The sequence below is a fragment of the Microcoleus sp. Pol17C6 genome (genome assembly GCF_036701145.1).
Taxonomy (GTDB): Bacteria; Cyanobacteriota; Cyanobacteriia; order Cyanobacteriales; family Microcoleaceae; genus Microcoleus.
On record NZ_JAUBQH010000012.1, the window covers coordinates 50,396 to 73,830 of the forward strand.

Consider the following 23,435-nt stretch of genomic DNA (forward strand, 5'->3'; position numbering starts at 1 on the left):
AGAAACCAGAGTTCAGAGTTACCCGAATTTCCCGGCTGTCGAGGCAATTACAAAGGCCGCGTAAGTGAGGACGTTGCCCACAGTAAAGTGAACTAAGCCAACCAAACGACCTTGGACGATTGACAAAGCAACAGGCTTGTCTTTCCAGCGAACCAAGTTAGCCAAAGGAGTGCGCTCGTGAGCCCAAACCAAAGTCTCGATCAACTCTTGCCAGTAACCTCTCCAAGAGATCAGGAACATGAAACCAGTTGCCCAAACAAGGTGTCCGAATAAGAACATCCAAGCCCAGACTGACAAGTTGTTAGTACCATACGGGTTGTAACCGTTGATCAACTGAGAAGAATACAGCCAGAGGTAATCGCGGAACCAGCCCATCAGGTAGGTAGAAGACTCATTGAACTGAGCCACATTACCTTGCCAGATGCCCAGGTGCTTCCAGTGCCAGTAGAAAGTTACCCAAGCTAGGGTGTTCAACATCCAGAATACAGACAGGTACATCGCGTCCCAAGCAGAGATGTCGCAAGTACCGCCACGGCCGGGGCCGTCGCAAGGGAAAGCATAACCGAAGTCTTTTTTGTCCGGCATCAGCTTAGAACCGCGTGCATCCAGAGCGCCCTTGACCAAGATCAAGGTGGTGGTGTGCAAGCCTAGTGCGATCGCGTGGTGAACCAAGAAATCGCCAGGTCCGATCGCCAAGAACAGAGAATTAGTACCGCTGTTGATCGCATCCAACCAGCCTGGGAGCCATACGTTGCCGTAGTTAGGCCAAGCGGTAGAAGCAATACTGTCAGGGTTAGACAACAGCACGTCCATGCCGTAGAGAGCTTTGCCGTGAGCAGCTTGGATGAACTGTGCGAACACTGGTTCAATCAAGATTTGCTTTTCAGGAGTTCCGAAAGCGACTACAACGTCATTGTGAACGTACAAGCCGAGAGTGTGGAAGCCCAAGAACAGCGACACCCAGCTCAAGTGAGAGATAATCGCTTCTTTGTGCTGCAACACGCGATCGAGCACGTTGCCTTTGTTTGCTTCAGGATCGTAGTCCCGCACCAAGAAGATAGCTCCGTGGGCGAAAGCGCCGACCATGATGAATCCAGCAATGTACTGGTGGTGGGTGTAAAGCGCAGCCTGAGTCGTGAAGTCCTTACCTATAAAAGCGTAGGGGGGCATCGCGTACATATGCTGTGCTACCAGGGAGGTAATTACGCCCAAAGCAGCGAGGTGAAATGCCAGTTGGAAGTGCAGCGAGTTGTTGTAGGTTTCATACAAGCCTTGGTGAGGCAAGTTGAACTGCCCTTCACTCTTGCCGCCGACCAAACCAGCCTTAGAATCCAACATCTCTTTGATGCTGTGACCGATACCGAAGTTAGTCCGGTACATATGACCGGCAACGATAAACAGAACTGCGATCGCCAAGTGGTGGTGAGCGATATCTGTCAGCCACAGGGATTCTGTTTGAGGGTGGAAGCCACCCAAGAAAGTCAGAATTGCGGTTCCAGCGCCTTCGGAAGTACCGAAGACATGGCTCGCTGCATCTGGATTCTCGGCGTATACGCCCCAGTTACCAGTGAAGAACGGAGCCAAACCGGCCGGGTGAGGCGGGGTAGACAAGAAGTTGTCCCAACCTACGTGCTGTCCGCGAGATTCGGGGATAGCAACGTGAACCATGTGACCAGTCCAAGCCAAAGAGCTGACACCGAACAAACCAGCCAAGTGGTGGTTGAGGCGAGATTCAGCATTTTTGAACCAAGACAAGCTGGGGCGGTACTTGGGCTGGAGGTGCAACCAACCTGCGAACAGGAAGACAGCCGCCAGTAGTAGCAAGAAGATAGCTCCTTGATACAGGTCGGCGTTTGTCCGAATCCCTTGGGTGAACCACCAATGGTAGACACCAGAGTAAGAGATATCCACCGGGTTAGAAGCGCCACCTTGAGTGAAAGCTTCTACAGCAGGAGCGCCGAATTGCGGGTCCCAAATCGCGTGAGCGATCGGGCGGACGTTTAGAGGGTCTTTAATCCACTGTTCAAAGTTACCTTGCCATGCTACGTGGAACAGGCTGCCCGAAGTCCACAAGAAAATGATTGCTAGGTGGCCGAAGTGAGAAGCAAAAATCTTTTGGTAAAGATTTTCTTCGGTCATGCCATCGTGGCTTTCAAAGTCGTGTGCTGTGGCAATCCCGTACCAGATCCGCCGTGTGGTCGGGTCTTGGGCAAGGTCTTGGCTAAATTTTGGAAATTTCGTTGCCATAAGCCTTGATTAATCCTGAATCCTGAACAAAATTGAAGGGATTCGGTTCGGAGTTTGGATTCTCGATTTGAGATTCCTCCCAAATCGAGAATCCAAAACCTAGGGGTAGTTTACCCTACCGAAATGATTCGCGCTAGGAAAAATGCCCACGTAGTGACAATTCCTCCTAGGAGGTAGTGAGCTACACCCACAGCCCGACCCTGAATAATGCTCAGAGCGCGAGGCTGAATCGACGGAGCTACCTTGAGCTTGTTGTGAGCCCAAACAATCGACTCAATCAGTTCTTGCCAGTAGCCACGGCCGCTGAACAGGAACATCAAGCTGAAGGCGAAGACGAAGTGTCCAGCTAGGAACATCAAACCGTAGGCCGACAGTGCCGAACCGTAGGACTGAATCACCTGAGAAGCTTGCGCCCAAAGGAAGTCCCGCAGCCAGCCGTTAATCGTGAGCGCACTTTGTGCGAAGTTGCCACCGGTAATGTGAGAAATTGTGCCGTCTGGCGATACTGTTCCCCACACGTCCGACTGCATTTTCCAGCTAAAGTGGAAAATCACGATCGAGATGCAGTTGTACATCCAGAACAAGCCTAGGAACACGTGATCCCAACCAGAAACTTGGCAGGTGCCGCCACGGCCGGGGCCGTCGCAAGGGAACCGGAAGCCCAAGTTGCCTTTGTCAGGAACCAAGCGAGAACTGCGTGCAAACAACACGCCCTTCAATAGAATCAGGACTGTAACGTGAATGGTGAAAGCGTGGATGTGGTGGACCATGAAATCCGCCGTACCCAACTCGATCGGCATCATCGCTACTTTGCCGGCTACTACTACTGCACCGCCGCCAAAAGCGTGGCTAACGATTTCCGTAGCATTAGGCGCTGTTGTGCCCGGAGCCAAAGCGTGGATGTTTTGCACCCACTGGGCAAATATCGGACGCAACTGAATCCCGGTATCCGAGAACAAATCTTGAGGACGACCGAAAGCGCGCATCGTGTCGTTGTGAACGTACAGACCGAAGCTGTGGAAGCCCAAGAATATACAAACCCAGTTCAGGTGGGAAATGATCGCATCCCGATGCCGGATCACACGATCCAACAAGTTGTTGACATTTCCAGCGGGATCGTAATCCCGAACCATGAAGATTGCTCCGTGAGCGGCTGCTCCAACAATCAGGAATCCGCCAATCCACATGTGGTGGGTGAACAGGGATAGCTGAGTCGGGTAGTCGGTCGCGATGTACGGATACGGAGGCATCGCGTACATGTGTTGGGCGACGATGATGCTCAAAGAGCCCATCAGTGCCAAGTTAATCGACAGTTGCGCGTGCCAAGAATTAGTCAGGATTTCGTAGAGACCTTTGTGACCTTCACCAGTGAAGGGGCCTTTGTGGTTCTCTAGGATTTCTTTCATGCTGTGGCCGATGCCCCAGTTCGTCCGGTACATATGACCAGCGACGATGAATAGCACTGCCAAAGCTAAGTGGTGGTGTGCTGTATCAGTCAGCCACAAACCGCCTGTGGTGGGGTTCAGACCGCCTTTGAAGGTCAGGAAGTCTGTATATGCGCCCCAGTTGAGGGTGAAGAAGGGGGTTAAACCTTTAGCGAAACTCGGGTAGATGTCAGCCATCAAGCCCGGTGTCAAAATCCACTCGTGCGGCAGGGGGATGTCGGCAACTGTTTTGATCAGCTTACCGCCGACTGTCAGCGGTGCACCTGCATCGATCGCGTCCATGCAAGCATTGATCGGCAGAGCCACGTGAATTTGTTGTCCTGCGAAGCCCAAGCACCCGCAGCCTAACAAAACTGCCAAGTGGTGGTTCATCATCGATTCCACGTTCTGGAACCATTCCAGTTTCGGAGCGCGGACGTGATAGTGGAACCAACCGGCAAACAGCATCAAAGCTGCCATTACCAGGGCGCCGATCGCAGTGCAATATAGCTGGTATGAGTTAGTGATGCCGTTGGCGCGCCACAGTTGGAATAGACCAGAGGTGATCTGAATCCCGTGAAAGCCGCCGCCTACATCTGCATTTAAAATTTCTTGACCAAAAATCGGCCAGACCACTTGAGCGCTGGGCTTGATGGCTGTAGGATTTGTCAGCCAAGCTTCGTAATTGGAAAATTTAGCGCCGTGGAAATATGCGCCACTCAACCATACGAAGATTACTGCCAAGTGGCCGAAGTGAGCGCTAAAGATTTTGCGCGAAACGTCTTCTAAGTCACTTGTATGACTGTCAAAGTCGTGAGCGTTAGCGTGGAGGTTCCAAATCCAAGTGGTGGTTTTTGGCCCCTTAGCTAGAGTGCGATCAAAATGACCGGGTTTTGACCACTTCTCGAAAGAAGTTGGAACCGGATTCTTATCGACTACTACCCTAGCTTTTACCTCTCGCTCTGGAGGACTAATGGTCATGAAGACTCTCCTCTCGGTAAGACAAGGAACGAGAACTGAATACTGTACCGGACACTCCCCACGCTTGATTAGGCGGGGGATTCTCGAAAAAGCCGACACTGCACTACACTTTACTCTTTGCAGAGTTAGACGCAGGTGCATCGTCTCCCCAAGCATTTTGCTTCTGTGAAGAAGCCAGTTTCCCAGTGTCGCTAACAATGTGACTGGGTACTGCAAACTCTTCTCTCCAGATGAGCCGCCGATCGCATTCTTGATTCAGACTTGATACGGCTGCTCCTTTTGAGGGAGTTTTATGAATTATAAGCTTGCTAGAGGAGTATTAATCGCTTGTTAACAATACTTAAAAAAGGCTCAATTCTTGATGTAATAACGCCTTTAAATCCCACAGTCCCTCGAAAAAGTCAAGGGGTACTGCCATTAACTTTACAAAACTCAAAGATAAAGTAATTTAGGAATACTCATTTGTAGATATATGTTTGGGAAAAAGGCTGCGGGAATTAAGAGTGGGAGATGATGGGTTGCCCGCTGCTGCCTCAATCCTGCCTCCTAGGAGCCTTTGGAATTCATGAGCTGCAATTCCCCAATACTAAATTCATTTTTGGGCTATAGTTCCCTATGAGAAGGCTTCTAGGAGTATGGTTGCGTGATTGGGATCAATTGGCACAGAACGGTTGCAGGCAGGCTGCTGGCATTGTTTGCAGTAGCAGTATTAATTTTGGGTTTAGCAAGTTGTGGCGCGGGCCATTCCGAATTGCCCAAATCAGGGAACAAGAGCGGCTCAGCTACCGCCCAGGTAAACAAAATCTCAGAGGTTTCTCCCCCAGAAGCCATTCAACAACTGCGTCAGGCTCTAGAAATCTACCAGCCTCAAATTAGTATTTTGAATCCAAAACCTGACGAAGTGCTTCAGGATATAAATGTGTCTGTTCAGTTCCAAGTGAAGGACTTGCCCATTTTCAAAGATGCAAACTTGGGTTTGGGCCCTCATCTGCAAGTTTTATTAGACAACCAACCTTATGCAGCAGTTTACGACATCAACCAATCTTTAACGCTCTCCGACTTAGAACCCGGAACCCATACCCTGCAGGTGTTCGCCGCTCGCCCTTGGGAAGAAAGCTTTAAAAACGAAGGTGCCGCTGCTCAAACCACCTTTCACGTTTTTACCAAAACAGACGACAATAATCCCGATCAAACATTGCCCCTATTAACGTACAACAGCCCCCAAGGCAGCTACGGCGCAGAACCCATCCTGCTCGACTTTTACTTGACAAATGCCCCGCCGCACGAAGTGGCGCAAGAAAATTCCCAAGATGAAATACTCGATTGGAAAATTCGAGCCACAGTCAACGGCGAAAGCTTTGCGATCGACCAGTGGCAACCTATATATCTTAAAGGATTCAAATCAGGGAAAAACTGGGTACAGCTAGAATTAATTGACGAACGCGGAAATATCGTCAAAAACGCCTTTAATAATACAGCCAGACTGATAAATTACCAACCGCTCGGCCAAGACACTCTTTCAAAATTAGTGCGGGGCGAACTAACAACATCAGAAACTCGCGCTATAGTCGATCGCACCTACCAAGCCCCCGAACCGACACCAACCCCAAGCCCGGAACCGACACCGACACCTGCATTAGAAAAAACACCAGTTGTCCCACCCTCACCTGCGGTTCCAGAAACCCCTGTTACCGAACCCAGCTTAGAGCCAACAGTCGCTCCCGAAGTTGCTCCCATTCAAGTAATAGAACCAACACCGACAGCAACCCCCCAACTCGAAGCGCCGAAAGTTGTAGAACCAATTCAAGTAATACAACCGACACCGACAGCAACTCCACAGGTAGAAACCCCCAAAGTTGTTGCTCCAGTTCAAGTAATACAACCGACGCCGACAGCAACTCCACAGTTAGAAACCCCCAAAGTTGTTGCTCCAGTTCAAATAATAGAACCGACACCAACAGCATCTAGCCAACCAAAGAAACAGGAATATAAAGGATACTACAATCGGTTCCGCAACTTCTTGCGTCAAGAACCGCAACCTGCTAATCCTTCAGAGCCACCAACCCTGCCAGAAATAACACAAAAAGCTCCAGTACCAAAAGTAGTCGCTCCCGCGATACCAGAACCGTCTCCCAATCTTGTACCGCCAACGCCACCTGTTGCCGCTGAGACTCCTAGCCAGCCAAACAGCGAATTAGCCCCTCCCGAAACAACCGTTTCCGAACCCGAAAATCAGCCCAAATCCGAACAAAAAGTCGAATTTGCCACCTAACGAAAACTTTCTGCATTCATCTGCGTTGATCCGCGTAAATCTGCCTAGATCGGCGGTCAAAAATAAAAAATTAGGACACTAAAAAATGACCTACCTCGAAACAGCAGCCAAATTCTACAGCGATGTTGCCGAAACACCCCTAATCGGACTTTGCTGCGTCCAAAGCAGTCCCTTGCAATTGCCAGGATTAAAAATTCCCGAACAAATGCAAGAAATGAATTACGGCTGCGGCACAACCGTTCACGCCGCCGAACTTGTCGGCAATCCCTTCGTGCTTTATGTAGGCGTCGGCGGCGGATTGGAAGCACTACAATTTGCATATTTTTCTAGACATAAAGGAGCGGTTATTGCCGTCGATCCGGTTCCAGCAATGCGAGATGCAGCTGCACGAAACTTGCAAATAGCCGCCCACGAAAATGATTGGTTTGATCCGAGTTTTGTAGAAATTTGTGAAGGCGATGCTTTTGCGTTGCCGGTGCCGGATGCTTCTGTAGATGTTGTCGCCCAAAATTGCTTGTTTAATATCTTTGAACCTGCGGATTTAGCTAAAGCATTAAAAGAAACTTATCGGGTGTTAAAACCGGGTGGCAGATTGTTGATGAGCGATCCGATCGCAACTCGCCCCATTCCGCAGCATTTGAAGGAAGACCAACGCTTGCGTGCCCTGTGTTTGTCCGGCGCTTTGACATACGCAGAATACGTTCAACACCTTGTAGACGTTGGTTTTGGGCAAGTCGAAGTGCGGGCGCGCCGTCCTTACCGATTGCTGGACAAACACAATTATCAATTGGATGCGGATTTGCTGTTAGAAAGCCTCGATTCGGTGTCTTTTAAAGTGGAGGTACCGGATGACGGAGCTTGCATTTTCACTGGCAAGACGGCGATTTATACGGGGTCTGAAGATCTCTTTGATGACGGGGCAGGTCACGTTTTGCAGCGGGGAGTTCCGGCGGCGGTGTGCGATAAAACTGCTGGGAAGTTGGGGGGATTGATGCCCGATAAAGTGTTAATTACTGATTCGACGTGGCATTATCACGGCGGCGGTTGCTGTTAGATTTATTTCGGAATAGAGAGGTAGCATTCACCGCAGAGATAGCTGCCTCTTTCAACTCTTTCTACTGATAGTTATCTCGGGACTGTAACTCATAAAAATTATCAGATGAGTTATTGTATGAGTATTTTCGATGTGTTAAATAAGGAGAGCTTCTGGGTGAGTATGAAAAATATTTGTTGCGAAGGACATCAAGAGCGTGAAATTCTAAATCTCAGCCTGTCCTACCGGGTGCATCTCACTTGGGCAAATACATCAAATTGAAAGTTGACAATTGAGATAAGCACAGCGAAGATCAAGGATAGAAGAAACGTTCTCAATATTCCATTGCGATCCCGATAGTTTCACCCTCAGTCCAATTCGTTTAATCGTTGATTCCACTGTTCCAGAACCGATAGAACTTAAAGATTATTCTTTATAGTATCGGTAGTTAACTATTGGGTTGCGATGGAACTCTAAATAATTGCAAAAGGTGTTAAATCCTTTTCTTTTCAACTCTTTAAATAAATTGATAACTTCATTGACTTGACCTGATCACAACAGAAATTCTGCTTGCTTTAATCGTTTCAGTGAACCCCCCGCTTTATAGAGATTTTCTTTCAGATGATACCAATCTAAGATTTCTTGTTTTTGTTCAGGGCCTCCTATTTCTTGAAAGAGGTTCCAAATTCCGGGATGCCCCTCTCCTATACAATATATAGGATGCAGCAATTTTTGGCTATTACTCCAATCAATTAAATCTTGATTGTTTTGAAAAAATGCTCCGCCATAAAAATTATCTAAACATACCGCTTTATAATCTTTCCAATAACAGGGTTCACCATTTTTTTCGTTACGTAGCCTAACTTTTCCTCCATCTAATGTGATTTATTGAACTCCTTGTTTAGATGTAGGTAATTCAAAATCTTGGAGCTTTACCATTCTTTGCAATATACTATGAGCGACTCGGATTCCTGTGAATGTTTCTAAATCTTTTTCTCCTTTTTGATAAGACTCGTTGGCACTGATTATCAGAGCACACTTTTCTATCATTGGACTGAGTTGACTATAAGGCTTAAACCCGAAACATTCCGCCTGATTGTCTGTAATATTCAGCAACCCGACTAATGATTTTACGGTGTGGCGTCTTCCGGTTTTAATTCCTGATCCTGTTGAAAAAAAAAGGTAGCTAGTTCGGACCCTACTTCTTCTAACATTTTCTGATGTAGAGATTTTTCGATACTTTCAAAACTTGAGAGTTCCGTTGGCTCTGTATTTCTGTAAAGAATTTATGCTGCCCCTTTTAAGTATGCTTTTAGCTGCTGTTTATCTTCGGGTGTCATTTTCTTTGCCTCATCGTTTTTTTTACGGTTTTACTAGCTTTTTTATTTTAGCTATTTTTTCAGGGATTTGAAAAACAGAGATGCACCCACAATTAATCATGTCAAGCACATTACCAATCTGACGCAAGAACGATTTTATTTTGGATTATCCAATTCTTTGGCGATCCTTGCCGTAAATATTATCTTCTCTATTGAGCTGCGGTGCCATCTCAATTGAAAAAATTCCCTGACTATCGTGCTACCTGCGGAATGTGGGCTAACAGCTTAGCCCCCAGATTAATTGTATGGAAAGGACAGGGCGCCATGTCCTGACTGTGGGTAATATCAATTATGATGCCACCGGATTTAATATAAAACTAACGCAGAGCGAGATACCCGAATTCTTCAAAAAGTCGGGTATCTGAACCGCAGACTGACAATTTATATCGGCTTTTTAAGCAATGAAAATCAGCGTTCCCTTGCTCATTTCCAAAGTGTCGCCCATTTGCATACCGTTGTGAAAAGCACCCAAAATCACCTCGCTAGTTTTGCCGAAAGCGATCGCCCCGCTAGCATCAATTCCAATTGCGCCAAAATCCCGTTGACGTTCGTCAGCTTCAGTAAAAGAACGCTCAAAAGCAGCTTTTAAACTCAAACCATCCGTTACCCGAATCACAATTCGCGCGGCCAAACACTCGTCCATAATGTGTTCGCCAATCCCCGTACAGCTTACCGCCGCACTTCCAGCGGCGTAATTTCCCGCCGGCATCGCCGAGTCGCTAACCCGCCCAATCCGCTCAAAACCCTTGCCACCAGTCGAAGTCCCAGCAGCCAAGCGTCCATGCACATCCAAAGCTACGACTCCGATCGTACCCACACCCGCCGGTTCGGCAACCACGTCAGCCATTGCTTTACTAAAATTGCCTTGGCGTTCCTGCATCCACTCGTGCAAACGCAAATCCGTCATCGGATCGTAAATCGGCAATTGAAGTTCTCGCAGCAATTCCGCCGAACCAAAATCAGAGAGAACTCGATCGTCCGAATGCTGCAAAAATTGAGCAAGTTCGATCGGATGTTGAACGCGAGAAACATTAATCGCCCCGCTGAAACGCTGCATCAAACCATCCATCAGCGAAGCACTCATCCGAATTTGACCGTCCGACTGCACCACAGAACCAGTACCGGCATTGAATCGCGGGTCATCTTCCAACAATTGGCAGCCCCGCACCACTGCATCTACGGCACTTGCACCGTCTTTCAGCAGCGGATAAACTTCCTCCAAAACATCGTAAAGCGATTTCCGCACCGCCTCAATTCCGCCTTTACTATGTAGAGAACTGCCCGCACCGCCGTGAATAACTAACTTTGGTTGCACTTGTTGCGATGCCATAATTTATAACCTAATAACCTAAAATTTTTCCTTTGCAATCTTAGCTTTGATCGAGCAACTTGCCCTAAATTCTTAATCTTGAGCCGCCAAACGGCGGCGACGACAACGTTCGGAGCAGTATTTGACCTCATCCCAGCAGTCGGCCCATTTTTTGCGCCAAGTAAAAGGTCGATCGCACACCGGGCACATTTTTGTCGGTAAATCAGATTTCGCTCGTTGCTTAGCCATGCTAATTTGGAAAGTAAATTACTAACTCACATCTTGTACCATTTTTAGGAACAGGCTTTCCGGCCTTTCCCACAAGATTCAATTTGTTGTCGAACAAGCCCAAAATTCTGTTTTTAAGGAAATAATTTGCTTGTGGAACAGACATTCTTGATTGCTGAAACCCTTGCTATTATTGCCTCTTCCTTCTTCCGTCTTCCTTCTTCCTTCTTCCTAAATTAAATGCTCGAAACGGCCGACGCCAACATCCGAATAGTCTTAGTCGAACCTGCAGGCCCATTGAATGTCGGTTCTGTTGCCCGCGTCATGAAAAATATGGGTTTGCACCAATTAGTTTTGGTAAATCCCCAATGCGATTATTTAGGGGAAGAAGCCCGACTGATGGCTGTTCGCGCCGCCGACATATTGGAAACTACCAAAGTAGTCGAGAGTTTGCCCGCTGCTTTGGTAGGGTGTGTCAGAGCGATCGCAACTACAGGGGATGATTGTCGATCGTTGCCAACACAACTAGAAGAACCCGCAGATGCCTTGCCTTGGCTCCTTGAAGCCCCCAGTGCCCTCATTTTCGGCCGAGAAGACTGCGGCTTGACCAATGCCGAGTTAAACCGCGCTCAACGCCTGATCCGCATTCCTAGCAGCGATGCCTACACTTCCCTAAATCTCGCCCAAGCTGTCGCTATCTGCTGTTACGAACTATACAAGTCAGTTGTCAGTTGTCAGTTGTCAGTTGTCAGTGGCCAGAAGGAATCGGCTCCCTTGGAAAATTTAGAGGGATATTACCAGCAACTAGAAACTTTGCTGTTAAAAATAGGATATTTGCAGCAGCACACAGCAGCAAGCCGGATGGAAAAATTTCGGCGTTTGTATAACAGAGCCTATCCGACAGTGGATGAAGTCGCCATGCTGCGGGGCGTCCTCCGCCAAACAGAATGGGCAATCAAAACTTACCCACGAGAGACAAATTTTGATACTCTGGATGGGGCGTTGCCGGAAAATCCAACGGATAGCTAGGAGAAATGCTGATAATTGGGGATGTGAGATTGAGGATTTTTTTCACAGAGAACTTTCCTGCCCCCACTTGTCACCTTCCTAACCGGGTTTCTTGACTAAAAACCTCAGCTTTGGGATAATTTGCGAGCAATAAACCGGGTTGCTGATACCATGCAGCGTCTTGGGTAAATCTAAAATCTAAAATCTAAAATTGATTGGCTGGCAAGCTGAAAAATCTTAAACTTGAACTTTACATTAGTGATGAAGGAGTAAGACGTGGCAGAGCGGTTTCCCAAAGGATCGATATTATCGGTGATATCCTCGATATCCTCTCCCAACTCCGGCTCAAAGCAGCCTAAGTCCGGCAAAGCAAGTCAGTCTGGCAACTCGGGCCGCCGCCGCCCTCCGCAACCGCAAAACGGCAATTCAGAAATTAGATCGCCCGAACCTGCGACTTTGCCACCGCAACAGGGCCGCGGCAGCAGAAATGGAGCCAATTCTCCCACATCTTCGGAAGAATTTACTACACAAGACTTTTTATCCGATCCCCGATCGGCAATTAACCCGAGAAAACCCAGAACCAGCAAAACTCCGCAGTCGAAGACTCGCCAACCGCGCAAAAAAGGTCTCGCTGCTGTCGATATGTTCGAGTTTCCGGACCCGAAGCTGGAGCGGGAAAATGTGAGTTCGATCGCCAGCAATCCCAACAGCCAGCTCCCAAAGACCACTCCCCCTGCAACCCGTGGAAGTCGTCCCAGTTCGCCCCCAGTTCGCATTCCAGACACGGTAATCCCCCCAGATGCCAAAAAAACCCCCCTGCCTAAACCGCGCCCACAAGCAAGCCAGAGGCCGGGTAAACGACCAGCATCTGCGAGCGTGCCGCCGTTGGTCTACGCTACTCGCTTGCTGATTTTGGGAGTTGGGATAGCGGTGATTTGCGGGACGCTGCTGTCGGTGGTGAATGCTGTAAGTCGAGCATCGACTGTAGCGGCAGAAGAACAAACCACTACAGGGGAGAACAACCCAGCCGATAGCGCATCTGCTGCACCCGCGACCCCTGAAGCGCTGCAACTGACTCAAGAATTAGGAGCTTTGAAAACCCAAGTTCAGGTTTTAGCAACAGAAAATCCTAGTTTGACAACAGGAATATTTTTAGTCGATTTAGATACTGGAAGCTACCTAAATTTTAATGGCGATACTGCTTTTGCTTCAGCTAGCACGATTAAAGTGCCAATTTTAGTAGCTTTTTTCCAAGCAGTAGATGAGGGCAAAGTGCAGTTAGATCAGATGCTGACGCTGAAGTCCGAACACATAGTTGGCGGTTCTGGGGAGATGCAAGACGACTCTCCGGGTAAGAAGTATTCGGCTTTGGAAGTGGCCGAAAAGATGATTGTTGTCAGCGACAATACAGCGACGAATATGATGATTGAGTTGTTGGGAGGTGCTGAGGTTTTAAATCAGCATTTTGCAAATTGGGGTTTGAGTACCACGGTTCTGCGTAATAATTTGCCAGATTTGGAGGGAACTAATACTACCAGTCCGAAGGATTTGATTAATATCATAGCCCAGATCGATCGGGGTAATTTGGTATCGGTGAAATCGCGCGATCGCATTTTGCAAATCATGCGCCAAACTAAAAATGATTCTTTGCTGCCGAAAGGTTTAGGCGAAGATTCAGTTATTGCTCACAAAACTGGCAACATTGATACAATGCTAGCGGATGCGGGGATGGTGGATTTGCCGAACGGTAAGCGTTATTTGGTGGCGGTGATGGTGAAGCATTCGCCGGAAACCGAGAAGCCTGCTCAAACATTGATTCGGGAGATTTCTCGGATGAGTTACCGCTATTTGAACGGTGGGGAAACGCCAGCAGATTCACAAGTGAAAATTAAAAATTGAAAATTCAACCGGGTTTTTTCGGGCAAGTGTTGTAGACTTTATCAAACTATAAATCAGTTTGTATTATGAAACTAAACATTCGACTTGCTTGTCTGGTAGCGCTCTCAACTTTAGCCGTTGGAGTCTCCCCCACCTTGAGTAATGCTAATCCTGCTCCTGAATATGAGACCGACGGTGTGAGAGCGATCAACAATAATATCGAACTCAATAGAGCAAAAAACTTAGCTCGTCAAGCAGCAGAAAGGGCTAATGGGGGTTTAGGCAACTATCGAGCTGAAGCTTCTATGCACGGTACTTCTAAGGAATCGCCGTTCGTTGACAATGGCGATGGAACTTGGACTTTTACTTTTAAGGGTTCCAAGCCTGGTTCGTCTGTCTTTACTGTAGAAACGGTTGTTACGGTTTCCCAAGATGGGAGGGTGAGAGTCGATTACAACGGGCAAATTCGCGACTCAAACGGAATTTAACAATACTTAGGGCTTACTCACCGGTACTCAAAAACCGGGTTTTTCACGAAATACTTTGTTACAGCCCCAGAAACGGTAAAAAACCCGGTTTCTTGGTGTTGATGCGTCCAGGACTGAACTTGTGAAATAGCGATCGCCCGATTAGAGAAATCATTGATTAAGCTTTCGTCGCGGGTGATCCGCGCAACATTCTTTCGGTACTGAGATCGCGATCGATTTTCTTTGTTAAGCCGAGAGCCGGAGCTGTCTAATAAACGAACGAGCGCCCTCCGGTCACGCTTTCAAGTTGCTTGTTACCGCGTCAGGCAAAATAGAAGCAGATTGATAAGTTTGCTCGTGATAAGTAGTTAGATCTAAAAAAGTGTAATATAAATAGAGATAGACTTTAGTAGATAGAGATTAGCAAAAGCTATGAAACTCAAGCACTTTATCAATCTGCACAAAGGACTAACCTTTCCATTTATTTTGACACTGATGTTCATTTACCAAAATTTTAATTTGGGTGCTTGGGTTTATCTCGCCCTGCACGGTACTTATGGTTTTTTGTGGCTGCTCAAAGACCAGATATATCCAGATAAACAGTGGGAACAAGAAATCTCTGTCGGAACGGGAATATTAGGCTTTGTGTCACTTAGCCTCTATTGGGTAGCACCTTTTATTTTGATTAGCAGTGGCTCACAACCACCTCTGCCGTTAGTGGCAGCAGCAATTTCCCTAAATATCATCGGTGTCTTTCTACACTATAGTAGTGATGCACAGAAGTATTACACCCTTAAGTACCGTTCGGGACTAATAACTGAAGGATTTTTTGCCAGAGCGCGCAATACGAATTACTTAGGAGAAATCCTCATCTACGGATCGTTTGCGATGCTAGTTCAGCACTGGCTACCTTTTTTAATTCTGGCAGCTTTTATTGCTGGTATTTTTATTCCTAACATGATAAAAAAAGATCGTTCACTCGGACGATATCCTGAATTTGCCGACTACAAAACTAGGTCTGGACTTTTACTACCTCAACTATTTGTATCGACAGCTCTCGAACAAAAAAAAGACAGTTTAGAGGAGAAAGTTGGTTAAAAATAGTAATTTAGGGCGTTGCGGAATTACAAATATGAGTTCATGAGGGATAATAAGGCGATTTTTTAGGAAATGCGCTGAATGCATCTCAACTCATATCCGCAAAATAAGATAAAGCTTCTAATAATAAATTTCCCGCCTTTGCAGCACAGCCTTAGCGATTGCCCCCTACCCCTTTGGGAACTTTCACCGTCACGCTTGTAGGCGATTTAAAGCAGTCGGTAGATACTTTTAAACGATCGTTTTTCAAGACACAGAGGCTCAAACCCTTGCCGCACCAGTCCTACAGCCGAAAGATTTGACCCCCTCAAAAAAACACTTACCCATTCACGGAAATTTCAGGAACCAGAAAGCGATTAGACACTCACGACGGCTTCGAGTTCCGCCGCCTCTTTCTCGTTCATCTCATCGAGTTTTTGCCAAACTTGCTGCATCAATTCATCCAATCCAAGTCTACTAACGGCGGAAATCAACAAAACAGGAGCGCCGCTAATTTCTTTCAGTCGGCTGATTAAATTACCGATTTCTTCGCTTTCGAGATCGATCGCATCTACCTTATTAAAAGCCAAAATCTGCGGTCGATCGGCTAAACCACGCCTGTAAGCCTTCAATTCCTCCTGAATTGTGACGTAATTGGCGATCGGATCTTCATCCGTAATATCGATCAAATGCAGCAACAAGCGAGTCCGCTCAATGTGCCGCAAAAACTCGTAACCCAAACCAGCACCTTCGTGCGCTCCTTCAATCAATCCCGGAATGTCTGCAAACACCGTACCGTCGCCGCTGGGTTTTCTGACTACACCCAAATTCGGGACTAAAGTTGTAAACGGATAATCTGCTATCTTGGGGCGAGCCGCAGACAAAGCAGAAATTAAGGTGGATTTGCCAGCATTCGGCATCCCCAGAATTCCCACTTCAGCTAATAGCTTCAATTCCAAACGCAAAAATTTGTGTTCTCCTTCTTTTCCCGGCATCGCATAATCGGGAGCGCGGTTGGAATTGGTCAGAAAACACTTGTTTCCCAAACCGCCTTTGCCGCCTTTGGCAACGCAAAAAGTCTGTCCGGGCGTCACCAAATCTGCCAAGATTGCCTGAGTTTCCGCGTCGTAAACTACTGTACCGCAGGGAACTTCAATTATGCGATCGTCCCCACCGGCACCGGTCATATTTTTCGGCGCGCCTCGCTTCCCGTCATCGGCTTTAAAAATCCGGTTGTACTGAAAATCTAGCAGCGTTTGCAGGCTTTCCACCGCTACCATATACACGGAACCGCCTTTGCCGCCCGTGCCACCAGAGGGGCCACCCGCTGGTACATACTTTTCTCTGCGAAAAGCTACCATACCGTCGCCGCCTTTGCCGGCTGCGACTTGAATATCTGCTCGATCGATAAATTGCATAATTTAGTCAGTAGTCAATAGTCAGTGTCAATAGTCATTACTTATTATGATACCAGATGCAAGTACCATATTCCCCTTTTCCTTTAGTCCGCGTCGGCGGATGGCAGCCAAATTTAGTCGCGATTTACAGTTGCCGGAAAAATATAATTATACCAATTCTGAAAAGTAGTACAGAGCGAGAGATTGTACGCGAGCATCTGTAGAGAAACGGCAGTGCCGTGTCCGGCTCCTAAATCTTTTAATAATCTTTATAATAAGTTGAGGGTTCTACCAAGACTTTTATTGAATTAATATTATAAAATAAGACGGTTCAGTTAATATTTTTTTGTCAGTGGGAGCCAATAGCGAAGCAATCCCAGTCTCTGTTTTTCACAGGGTTTTGTCTCCATGAGTGGCTGATCTGAACCGTATTGTTTTATAAAAGCAGATTTGATATTAGCAGGAATTACCCACAAAAACAGAATCAACAGGGTTTTTCTCAGGTGCGAATAGCTGTTAAAGTATTTTTTTGTACCCAAAATAGGTTTCTACATCATCGCAAATAATCTACTGAAAATTAGCAATGGCTAATTACAGGACTTCGGCCAATACTGATTTAACGTGCTAATTATAGCGGTAAGGTGCTTAGGGGCGCATCCTAGAGATAGAGGTTTTGCGCCCCGGAATGAATTACCAATTAGCAATTACCCATTCCTATTAACAATAGGACGATACATCTTCCTTACATTCATCTGCCAAATAGCAGAGAGCTCGAAAGCGCATCCCGACTAACTGTTCGTAAAGCGGGTTAATCTGGCACATCGCCGGAATGTGGACGATTTTGCGACCAAATAACACGACATCTCGCTCAAACGGACACTGCGGCGGAATAATTTTACAGACAAAGTGTGCCAATTTTGGGTCGTGAATTTCCCAACCGTCCAGCCAGTCTTTTACTGGTTGCAGGACATTTTTGTGGTGAGGTTTAGGTAGCCGAGATGAAAGCGGTGTTCCGACGACGGGGACGACATTCGCATCAAAGACTATTTGGCTGCTGGGTCCCTGCGGATCGCACTTGCTGTCTTCTATGGTGTGTCGCAGAGCTTCGATCGCCTCTACATTGTGCCCCAAAGCTTTGCCAAACTTAGAGATTACCTCGTCTTCGCTGAGCGAGTAGGTACCGTCTGCCAAAGCTACCATGACTGCTGTCCTCAAAAAATCCTCGCCTTTGGCGGTGTCTTCCCCTAACACAGCGGCTAATTCCTCTGGGGCAATAGGTTCAAAACCCGCATCAAAAGATACCGGGTGTAGTTCATCCTGAGTTAGATTTGCAATCATTTTTTGCTCGTCTTCGTCAAAGTTGCCGTCTGCCCAAGCAATTGTCAGCAATCCCCGCAGCCAAGCAGTAATCTCTTCATTGGTGCAGGAAGATTTAGCGTTACTCATTAGCATTTCCACTTGGATGTACCAGTCAATTTGTTCGTTTACAGCCAGTTCAATATTCCCCTCCCAATAATTTTTATTGGTTTTTTGATCGATGGATGATCTATTTGTGGAAGGTTTGTGCCCGAAGATTGCTCCAAACGCTTGTAGTGGATGTGTTAAAAGCATATTTGTTTTTCAGCAGCATCGCTGACTAGCGAGCTAATCTATTGGCTAACCCTATTCCCTAAAAAGTCATCTATCGGGAGGAATAGGTTTGTTGAATTCATCTTAACTCTAGTTGCACCCATCGAGATGACGATCGAGTTTTATGCAAGCCCGATTGCCATTAGCAACCCACTTTTTCGCAAGAAATAAAAGGTTGGCAAGCGTTGGATCTAATCAGACACTGGGTTTGTCACCCAGGGGCGATCGAACTTCGCTCTCTTTACATTTTAATATATATTTTTGTAAATTTTTCTGTGCCGGCAGCACAATACTAACAGCGAGCCGGATTTAAGCTGTTGAAATAAAAATATCTGAGGAAACTGTTACTGCCTGTTAACAGTTGTGATTGCTGTGTCCGTCTAGAAATGACAAAAATTTTTAACTTCGGCGGCACAAAATCCAGCGCAATTCCATTGGCGGGCGTCCGTTTGCCATCGGGAAGACATCTCGACCGGTGGCCCAACTGGGAAACCAGGGCGTCGGTGGCCAGGCTGCTTCCGGCAGGTGGTGGCGTTCATATTCAAACACCAATTCGTCGGATATTTGGACTAAGGGCAACCCTTCCATTGCAGTGGCGAGTTCTTGGGGCGTAAATAAAGTAGACCAGGAGAGTTGGGCAACTTGTCGCACGAGGGCATCCGGCTGGTAGTCGCCAACGGTTAAAAACGTGCTGAACAGCAACAGACCTCCGGAAGACAGGGAATCGCACATTTTAGCGAGGAAAAGCCGTACTTGATCGCTGTCTCGAAAATGTGAGATGACTTCGGCAGCAACTGCCAACTGGTAGCGGGCCGGTTTCATCCGTATTAAGGGATCGAGCACATCGCCTTCAGTCACTGTCACGGGAAGGTTTTCGGCTGTTACAGCAGCTTTCAATTGTTCTGCAAAAGCGGGAGCTAGTTCGATCGCATCTACAGAATAACCCAATCTCGCTAGGGGCAAGGTATTGCGGCCGGTACCAGCCCCCACGTCCAAAATCCGCACTCGATCGGGCGTGCCCAATTTAGCAGCCGTTGTCATCAATTTTGCATCGGGATGAGAGCCGAAAAGCGGAGGTTCTCTGGTGTCTACCCAGCTTTTGTACTGTTCTCCAACTGTTGAGCTAGTAACAATGACTTTGCAAGCTAAACCAGTTTGTGGCGGCTGCACTGATTCGTATTGCAGAATCAGCATCGATGCTGTAGAGGTGCGGTAGCCTTGTTCTAACTTGGTGGCTAAAAGCTTGCTGAGTTCGTCTCTGCGATCTTCGGGCAGGGGTCTGTCGAGAGTGCTAAATAGCTTTTCTATCGACTTGAGATAGTGGCTTAGCATTCCTGGGACGCAGGGGAAAACTAATTCTCCACGAGCGATGATGCGAGTATTAATTTTGTAGAGGATAGCTTGCTGGAGAATGTCGGGATTTACTACCAGCGGTAGCTGTTCTGTCTGGTCGATCGTACTTTCGGCGCCCATAAATTCCGCGAAGAAGTCATTAGTTATTAGTCATTAGTCATAGGGAAGTCTTTTGAGAGTTAACTGTACAATTTAAGAGTACAAAAAAGCCGATTTTAGATTTATTTGGTTTGGTTGCTTAGTCTTTTTAGACTGTAGAAAATCGGATTTGAGAGCTTTATTTTGGATAAATCTCAAATCTCAAATCTCAAATAGACCAAGCCCAAAACCCGAGTAGGTCCCAAAATCGGAGTTAGTATCAATATAAGCTGTAGCGCATTTAAATTGTATGTTTCACGGCGAGGTGGAAAAAGCGTCAAATCCTCTCGCCTTCTCCCCTCTCTCTCCTTCCCCTCGTCAGCCATAACAGGCAATGTATATGGGTAGCAAATTAAAGCTGGGCTTAGTTGCTGCCGGTAAAAGTCACTAGGGGGAATCTTGACTGAGCTTCAGTCATCGGGCGCCGTCTGCCTTCCTCTTGCCAGTAGTTGATTACTTCTGTCGCTTGGTTGAGGATTTCGACGCGATCGTTGTCAGCAATCCAGTGTTTGGCTTCGAGTTCGTTTTTGAGGTCTTCCCACGCATCTTTGCGGGGCCAGAAAAAATAGGATGTCAGCGGGCTAGTTCCTTTGCCGACAACTTGGTCAACGGCGAGGGCAACATTCTCTTCTAGCCAGAGAACTTTTAAGATGAACTTGGACAAGCAAACCTCCAGGGTTCCGATCGAACTTGTTAAAAATTTCTACAATCGCTAAGCGTAGCACACTCTGTTCGATAATTGGTCATCGGCCATGAAAAGTTTTGTGGCGCGGCTGGTTTTAGCGCCACTCAGGGGCTGGGAACAGATAAAATTTGGGTTCTCACCCGCCCTAGGTACAAGGATGATTAAGTTGTGAACAGAGTTATTGTAGTCTTCGACATTGACGGTGTGGTGCGGGATGTGTCCGGTTCTTACCGGCGGGCGATCGCGGATGCGGTGGAGCATTTCACGGCGGGTGCTTTTCGCCCGAATTCTCTCGATATCGACTCTCTGAAGTCTGAGGGAGTGTGGAATAATGACTGGCAGGCGTCTTTTGAGTTAGTTTGCCGTTATTTTGAGGGGATTGGGCGATCGAGAAACGAACTCGCTCTCAACTATGACAAATTAGTGGCTTTTTTCCAAAGTCGCTATCGCGGGCCCGATGAGAAAAATTGGACTGGTTACATTTGTGACGAACCGCTGTTGTTAAGTCCGGCTTACCTGGAAAATTTAACAGTTGGGGGCATTGTGTGGGGCTTTTTTAGCGGGGCGATGCGGGATGAAGCTGCTTATGTTTTGTCTGGGAAACTGAGTTTAAATTCCCCGGTGTTGGTGGCGATGGAAGATGCACCGGGAAAACCCGATCCGGCTGGACTTTTCGCGGCAATTGAACAGTTGGAAACTCTGCACGGTTTAGCAAAAAATTTGCCCGTGATTTACGCGGGAGATACTGTTGCCGATATTTACACGGTTGTGAAGGCGCGGGAAGTGCAACCAAATCGGGTTTGGCTGGGGGCTGGAATTTTGCCTCCTCATGTTTTGGATGATGCTGTGCGCTGTGAGGCGTATGCTGCAGCGCTGAAAACTGCTGGTGCGGCAGCGGTTTTCAAGAATGTCGAAGAGTTGACGGCTGCGCGGATTCGAGAATTAGTCAATTGTTAGTTGTCAGTTGTTAGTTGTCAGTTGTTAGTTGTCGAAATAACAAATAACCAATGATATCGTTTCCGGTTGTCTCGGAATAATAAAATCGAGTCAACAGTCAACAGTCAACAGTCAACTTTGCCTTTGAGATTATTTCAAGTGCAAGAATTTGTCTAAGGCGCTGACTACAACTGGTGGCCAGCGGCGGTTATTGGCAACCCAATCGAGGTCTTTGTAGCGGGAGTCGAGGCCGATGGCTGCTACCCAATTGCTCTCAGCTTCGCCGCGCTTTCCGGCTTCCCAAAGACAGGCGCTGAGGGCGGCTCTCATGTCGGCAAATTGGGGGTATCTGCGGACGATGTTTTTCATGTTGCGAATTGCTTCTTTGGTTTGCCCGTTTTGATAAAGTGCGAGGGCGTGGTTGGCGCGGGCAAAGGCGTATTCGGGGGCTAGTTCAAAGGCTTTGCTGTAGTCGGCAATTGCTTGTTCCCATTTTCCTAAACCTGCTTCGGCGTTGCCTCGGTTGTTGTAGGCTGCTGGATCTTGGGAGTCTAATTCTAGTACATGATTGTAGTCGGCGATGGCTTCTTCCCAGCGTCCTAAACCTTCTAAGGCGGTGCCGCGGTTTAGGTAGGGATCGGGGGCGTCGGGTGCTAGTTCGATCGCTCTTTCGTAGTCGGAAATAGCGGCTTGTAGTTTGTTTTGGCTGACTCTAGAGTTGCCTCGGTTACTCCAAGCGGCGGCTTGTGATGGAAATTTGTCAATGATTTGAGTCCAAAAAGTTTCAGCGGCGGGAAATTTGCCTTCATTTGTAGCTTCAAAAGCTTTTTGAACGAGTTCTCCCAATTCCTGTTGAGGATCGGCGATATCTGTTGGTTGTACTTGTGCGGCAACGGGCGCGATATTTCCCAACCATACTAACCCGGTTACGATTAATACTGTAAAAAATGTGAAAAGTGAGCGAATCATCGTTGTTGGCAGTTTAAACTTTATTAAACATATTATTAACCGAATTTGCCGGGGTTGCTTGGATAAGTTATACCAATTTTTTATGAGGTTGCATAGAATCCGATCCCCCCTAGCCCCCCTTAATAAGGGGGGACAAGATTCTTCTCAAAGTCCCCCTTCTTAAGGGGGATTTAGGGGGATCGAGATATGTGCAACTTCACATTAAATTGGTATTAGGGATAATTTGGTGAAAAAACGCTTGCTAATTTTGGGCGGGACGGGGGATGCTGCGGAACTGGCGGTAAGAGCGTCTCAAATTGCTGAAATAGAGGTGGTATCTTCGCTAGCAGGACGCACTCAACAGCCTTTTACCCCAAAAACGGGTACGGTGCGAATTGGGGGTTTTGGTGGGGCGGCGGGGCTGGCGGGGTTTTTGCTCGATCGCCCGATCGACTTGTTAATTGATGCTACTCATCCTTTTGCGGCTCAGATTTCAGCTAATGCTGCTGTTGCTGCTGCTGAATGTAATGTGCCCTATTTGATGCTGGTGCGTCCAGCTTGGGAGAGGGTGGAGGGCGATCGCTGGATTGAAGTTGCCAGCCACTCGGAGGCTGCAAAGGCTTTATTAGGGCAGTCTCAGCGGGTGTTTCTCACGATTGGTAGGCAGGAATTGGCTGTTTTTGCGGGTTTGGATGCTATTTGGTTTTTGATGCGGGCGATCGATCCTCCGGCACTAAATACTCCTATTCCTAATGGTAAATTGTTATTAGCAAGGGGGCCTTTTTCTTTGGAAGACGAGCGCCAATTACTATTAGAATATCAGATTGATACTATTGTTAGTAAAAACAGCGGGGGCGCTGCTACTTATGCGAAAATTGTTGCGGCTAGGGAACTGGGAATTCTGGTGGTGATGGTGCAGCGGCCGCAGATTCCCGATGTTGAGCAGGTTGCTGATGTTGAAGGGGCGATCGCTTGGTTAGTTAAGCAGTTATCAGGACTTGGGTAACTTCGTGTTCCATTAGCGGAACCATGATTTCTAATGTTCC

General features: G+C 47.3%; 17 protein-coding genes and 1 pseudogene. 8 read left to right on the forward strand and 10 right to left on the reverse strand.

Annotated features, from left to right (window positions below):
• Positions 1 to 18: 18 nt before the first annotated feature.
• Both psaB and psaA read right to left on the reverse strand, forming a co-directional pair.
• Positions 19 to 2,247: a photosystem I core protein PsaB gene (psaB, locus tag QUA25_RS08720; protein WP_333037061.1), complete on the reverse strand. Its 2,229-nt coding sequence runs from the start codon at positions 2,245 to 2,247 to the stop codon at positions 19 to 21.
• 110 nt (positions 2,248 to 2,357) lie between these two features.
• Positions 2,358 to 4,652, reverse strand: a complete 2,295-nt coding sequence (gene psaA, locus QUA25_RS08725) for a photosystem I core protein PsaA (protein ID WP_333037062.1) — start codon at positions 4,650 to 4,652, stop codon at positions 2,358 to 2,360.
• 643 nt (positions 4,653 to 5,295) lie between these two features.
• Here psaA and QUA25_RS08730 point away from each other — a divergent pair.
• Positions 5,296 to 6,924, forward strand: a complete 1,629-nt coding sequence (locus tag QUA25_RS08730) for a hypothetical protein (RefSeq protein WP_333037063.1) — start codon at positions 5,296 to 5,298, stop codon at positions 6,922 to 6,924.
• An 85-nt stretch (positions 6,925 to 7,009) separates the two neighbouring features.
• Positions 7,010 to 7,978: an arsenosugar biosynthesis arsenite methyltransferase ArsM gene (gene arsM / locus QUA25_RS08735; RefSeq protein WP_333037064.1), complete on the forward strand. Its 969-nt coding sequence runs from the start codon at positions 7,010 to 7,012 to the stop codon at positions 7,976 to 7,978.
• Between the two features lie 252 nt (positions 7,979 to 8,230).
• On the opposite strand, the pseudogene QUA25_RS08740 reads toward arsM, so the two are convergent.
• The 3 genes and pseudogenes from QUA25_RS08740 to QUA25_RS08750 all read right to left on the reverse strand — a co-directional run bounded on the left by QUA25_RS08740 (position 8,231) and on the right by QUA25_RS08750 (position 10,894).
• Positions 8,231 to 9,243, reverse strand: a pseudogene (locus QUA25_RS08740) (ISKra4 family transposase).
• A 487-nt stretch (positions 9,244 to 9,730) separates the two neighbouring features.
• On the reverse strand, positions 9,731 to 10,666 hold the full coding sequence (locus QUA25_RS08745; RefSeq protein ID WP_333037065.1) for an isoaspartyl peptidase/L-asparaginase: 936 nt from the start codon (positions 10,664 to 10,666) through the stop codon (positions 9,731 to 9,733).
• Positions 10,667 to 10,738: 72 nt separating this feature from the next.
• Positions 10,739 to 10,894, reverse strand: a complete 156-nt coding sequence (locus QUA25_RS08750) for a DUF2256 domain-containing protein (protein WP_333037066.1) — start codon at positions 10,892 to 10,894, stop codon at positions 10,739 to 10,741.
• A 219-nt stretch (positions 10,895 to 11,113) separates the two neighbouring features.
• Here QUA25_RS08750 and QUA25_RS08755 point away from each other — a divergent pair, with 219 nt between their 5' ends.
• The 4 genes from QUA25_RS08755 to QUA25_RS08770 all read left to right on the forward strand — a co-directional run bounded on the left by QUA25_RS08755 (position 11,114) and on the right by QUA25_RS08770 (position 15,324).
• Positions 11,114 to 11,902 (forward strand): RNA methyltransferase, encoded by a 789-nt coding sequence (locus QUA25_RS08755; protein ID WP_333037067.1) that lies wholly within the window; start codon positions 11,114 to 11,116, stop codon positions 11,900 to 11,902.
• Positions 11,903 to 12,193: 291 nt separating this feature from the next.
• Complete coding sequence (locus QUA25_RS08760; RefSeq protein WP_333037068.1) at positions 12,194 to 13,780, forward strand: serine hydrolase; 1,587 nt, start codon at positions 12,194 to 12,196, stop codon at positions 13,778 to 13,780.
• 65 nt (positions 13,781 to 13,845) lie between these two features.
• Positions 13,846 to 14,247 carry a hypothetical protein gene (locus tag QUA25_RS08765; RefSeq protein WP_333037070.1) on the forward strand — a complete coding sequence of 134 codons (402 nt, stop codon included), beginning with the start codon at positions 13,846 to 13,848 and terminating at the stop codon, positions 14,245 to 14,247.
• Between the two features lie 498 nt (positions 14,248 to 14,745).
• A complete protein-coding gene (locus tag QUA25_RS08770) occupies positions 14,746 to 15,324 on the forward strand; it encodes a DUF1295 domain-containing protein (protein WP_333037071.1) in 579 nt (192 codons plus the stop codon).
• Positions 15,325 to 15,680: 356 nt separating this feature from the next.
• Here the strand turns inward: QUA25_RS08770 and obgE are convergent, their stop codons facing one another.
• The 4 genes from obgE to QUA25_RS08790 all read right to left on the reverse strand — a co-directional run bounded on the left by obgE (position 15,681) and on the right by QUA25_RS08790 (position 20,496).
• Positions 15,681 to 16,721, reverse strand: a complete 1,041-nt coding sequence (obgE, locus tag QUA25_RS08775; protein WP_333037073.1) for a GTPase ObgE — start codon at positions 16,719 to 16,721, stop codon at positions 15,681 to 15,683.
• Between the two features lie 696 nt (positions 16,722 to 17,417).
• Positions 17,418 to 18,152, reverse strand: coding sequence for a Mo-dependent nitrogenase C-terminal domain-containing protein (locus QUA25_RS08780; protein WP_333037124.1), 735 nt, complete (start codon positions 18,150 to 18,152; stop codon positions 17,418 to 17,420).
• Between the two features lie 576 nt (positions 18,153 to 18,728).
• Positions 18,729 to 19,802 (reverse strand): class I SAM-dependent methyltransferase, encoded by a 1,074-nt coding sequence (locus QUA25_RS08785; RefSeq protein ID WP_333037075.1) that lies wholly within the window; start codon positions 19,800 to 19,802, stop codon positions 18,729 to 18,731.
• Between the two features lie 382 nt (positions 19,803 to 20,184).
• On the reverse strand, positions 20,185 to 20,496 hold the full coding sequence (locus tag QUA25_RS08790; RefSeq protein ID WP_333037125.1) for a 30S ribosomal protein PSRP-3: 312 nt from the start codon (positions 20,494 to 20,496) through the stop codon (positions 20,185 to 20,187).
• 177 nt (positions 20,497 to 20,673) lie between these two features.
• On the opposite strand from QUA25_RS08790, the gene QUA25_RS08795 reads away from it, so the two are divergent.
• Positions 20,674 to 21,462, forward strand: coding sequence for a TIGR01548 family HAD-type hydrolase (locus QUA25_RS08795; RefSeq protein WP_333037076.1), 789 nt, complete (start codon positions 20,674 to 20,676; stop codon positions 21,460 to 21,462).
• A gap of 129 nt (positions 21,463 to 21,591) precedes the next feature.
• Here the strand turns inward: QUA25_RS08795 and QUA25_RS08800 are convergent, their stop codons facing one another.
• Positions 21,592 to 22,410, reverse strand: coding sequence for a tetratricopeptide repeat protein (locus tag QUA25_RS08800; protein ID WP_333037077.1), 819 nt, complete (start codon positions 22,408 to 22,410; stop codon positions 21,592 to 21,594).
• Positions 22,411 to 22,636: 226 nt separating this feature from the next.
• On the opposite strand from QUA25_RS08800, the gene QUA25_RS08805 reads away from it, so the two are divergent.
• The gene (locus tag QUA25_RS08805) at positions 22,637 to 23,395 is read left to right on the forward strand and encodes a cobalt-precorrin-6A reductase (protein ID WP_333037078.1); all 759 of its coding nucleotides are present in this window, start codon (positions 22,637 to 22,639) and stop codon (positions 23,393 to 23,395) included.
• Positions 23,396 to 23,435 lie beyond the last annotated feature (40 nt).

Excerpts from the sequence above, each read along its gene's own strand:
- QUA25_RS08765 (WP_333037070.1), top strand. The coding sequence starts at position 13,846 with ATGAAACTAAACATTCGACTTGCTTGTCTGGTAGCGCTCTCAACTTTA.
- QUA25_RS08780 (WP_333037124.1), bottom strand. The coding sequence starts at position 18,152 with ATGCTAATGAGTAACGCTAAATCTTCCTGCACCAATGAAGAGATTACT.
- psaA (WP_333037062.1), bottom strand. The coding sequence starts at position 4,652 with ATGACCATTAGTCCTCCAGAGCGAGAGGTAAAAGCTAGGGTAGTAGTC.
- psaB (WP_333037061.1), bottom strand. The coding sequence starts at position 2,247 with ATGGCAACGAAATTTCCAAAATTTAGCCAAGACCTTGCCCAAGACCCG.
- QUA25_RS08755 (WP_333037067.1), top strand. The coding sequence starts at position 11,114 with ATGCTCGAAACGGCCGACGCCAACATCCGAATAGTCTTAGTCGAACCT.
- QUA25_RS08745 (WP_333037065.1), bottom strand. The coding sequence starts at position 10,666 with ATGGCATCGCAACAAGTGCAACCAAAGTTAGTTATTCACGGCGGTGCG.
- QUA25_RS08785 (WP_333037075.1), bottom strand. The coding sequence starts at position 19,802 with ATGGGCGCCGAAAGTACGATCGACCAGACAGAACAGCTACCGCTGGTA.
- QUA25_RS08800 (WP_333037077.1), bottom strand. The coding sequence starts at position 22,410 with ATGATTCGCTCACTTTTCACATTTTTTACAGTATTAATCGTAACCGGG.
- arsM (WP_333037064.1), top strand. The coding sequence starts at position 7,010 with ATGACCTACCTCGAAACAGCAGCCAAATTCTACAGCGATGTTGCCGAA.
- obgE (WP_333037073.1), bottom strand. The coding sequence starts at position 16,721 with ATGCAATTTATCGATCGAGCAGATATTCAAGTCGCAGCCGGCAAAGGC.
- QUA25_RS08750 (WP_333037066.1), bottom strand. The coding sequence starts at position 10,894 with ATGGCTAAGCAACGAGCGAAATCTGATTTACCGACAAAAATGTGCCCG.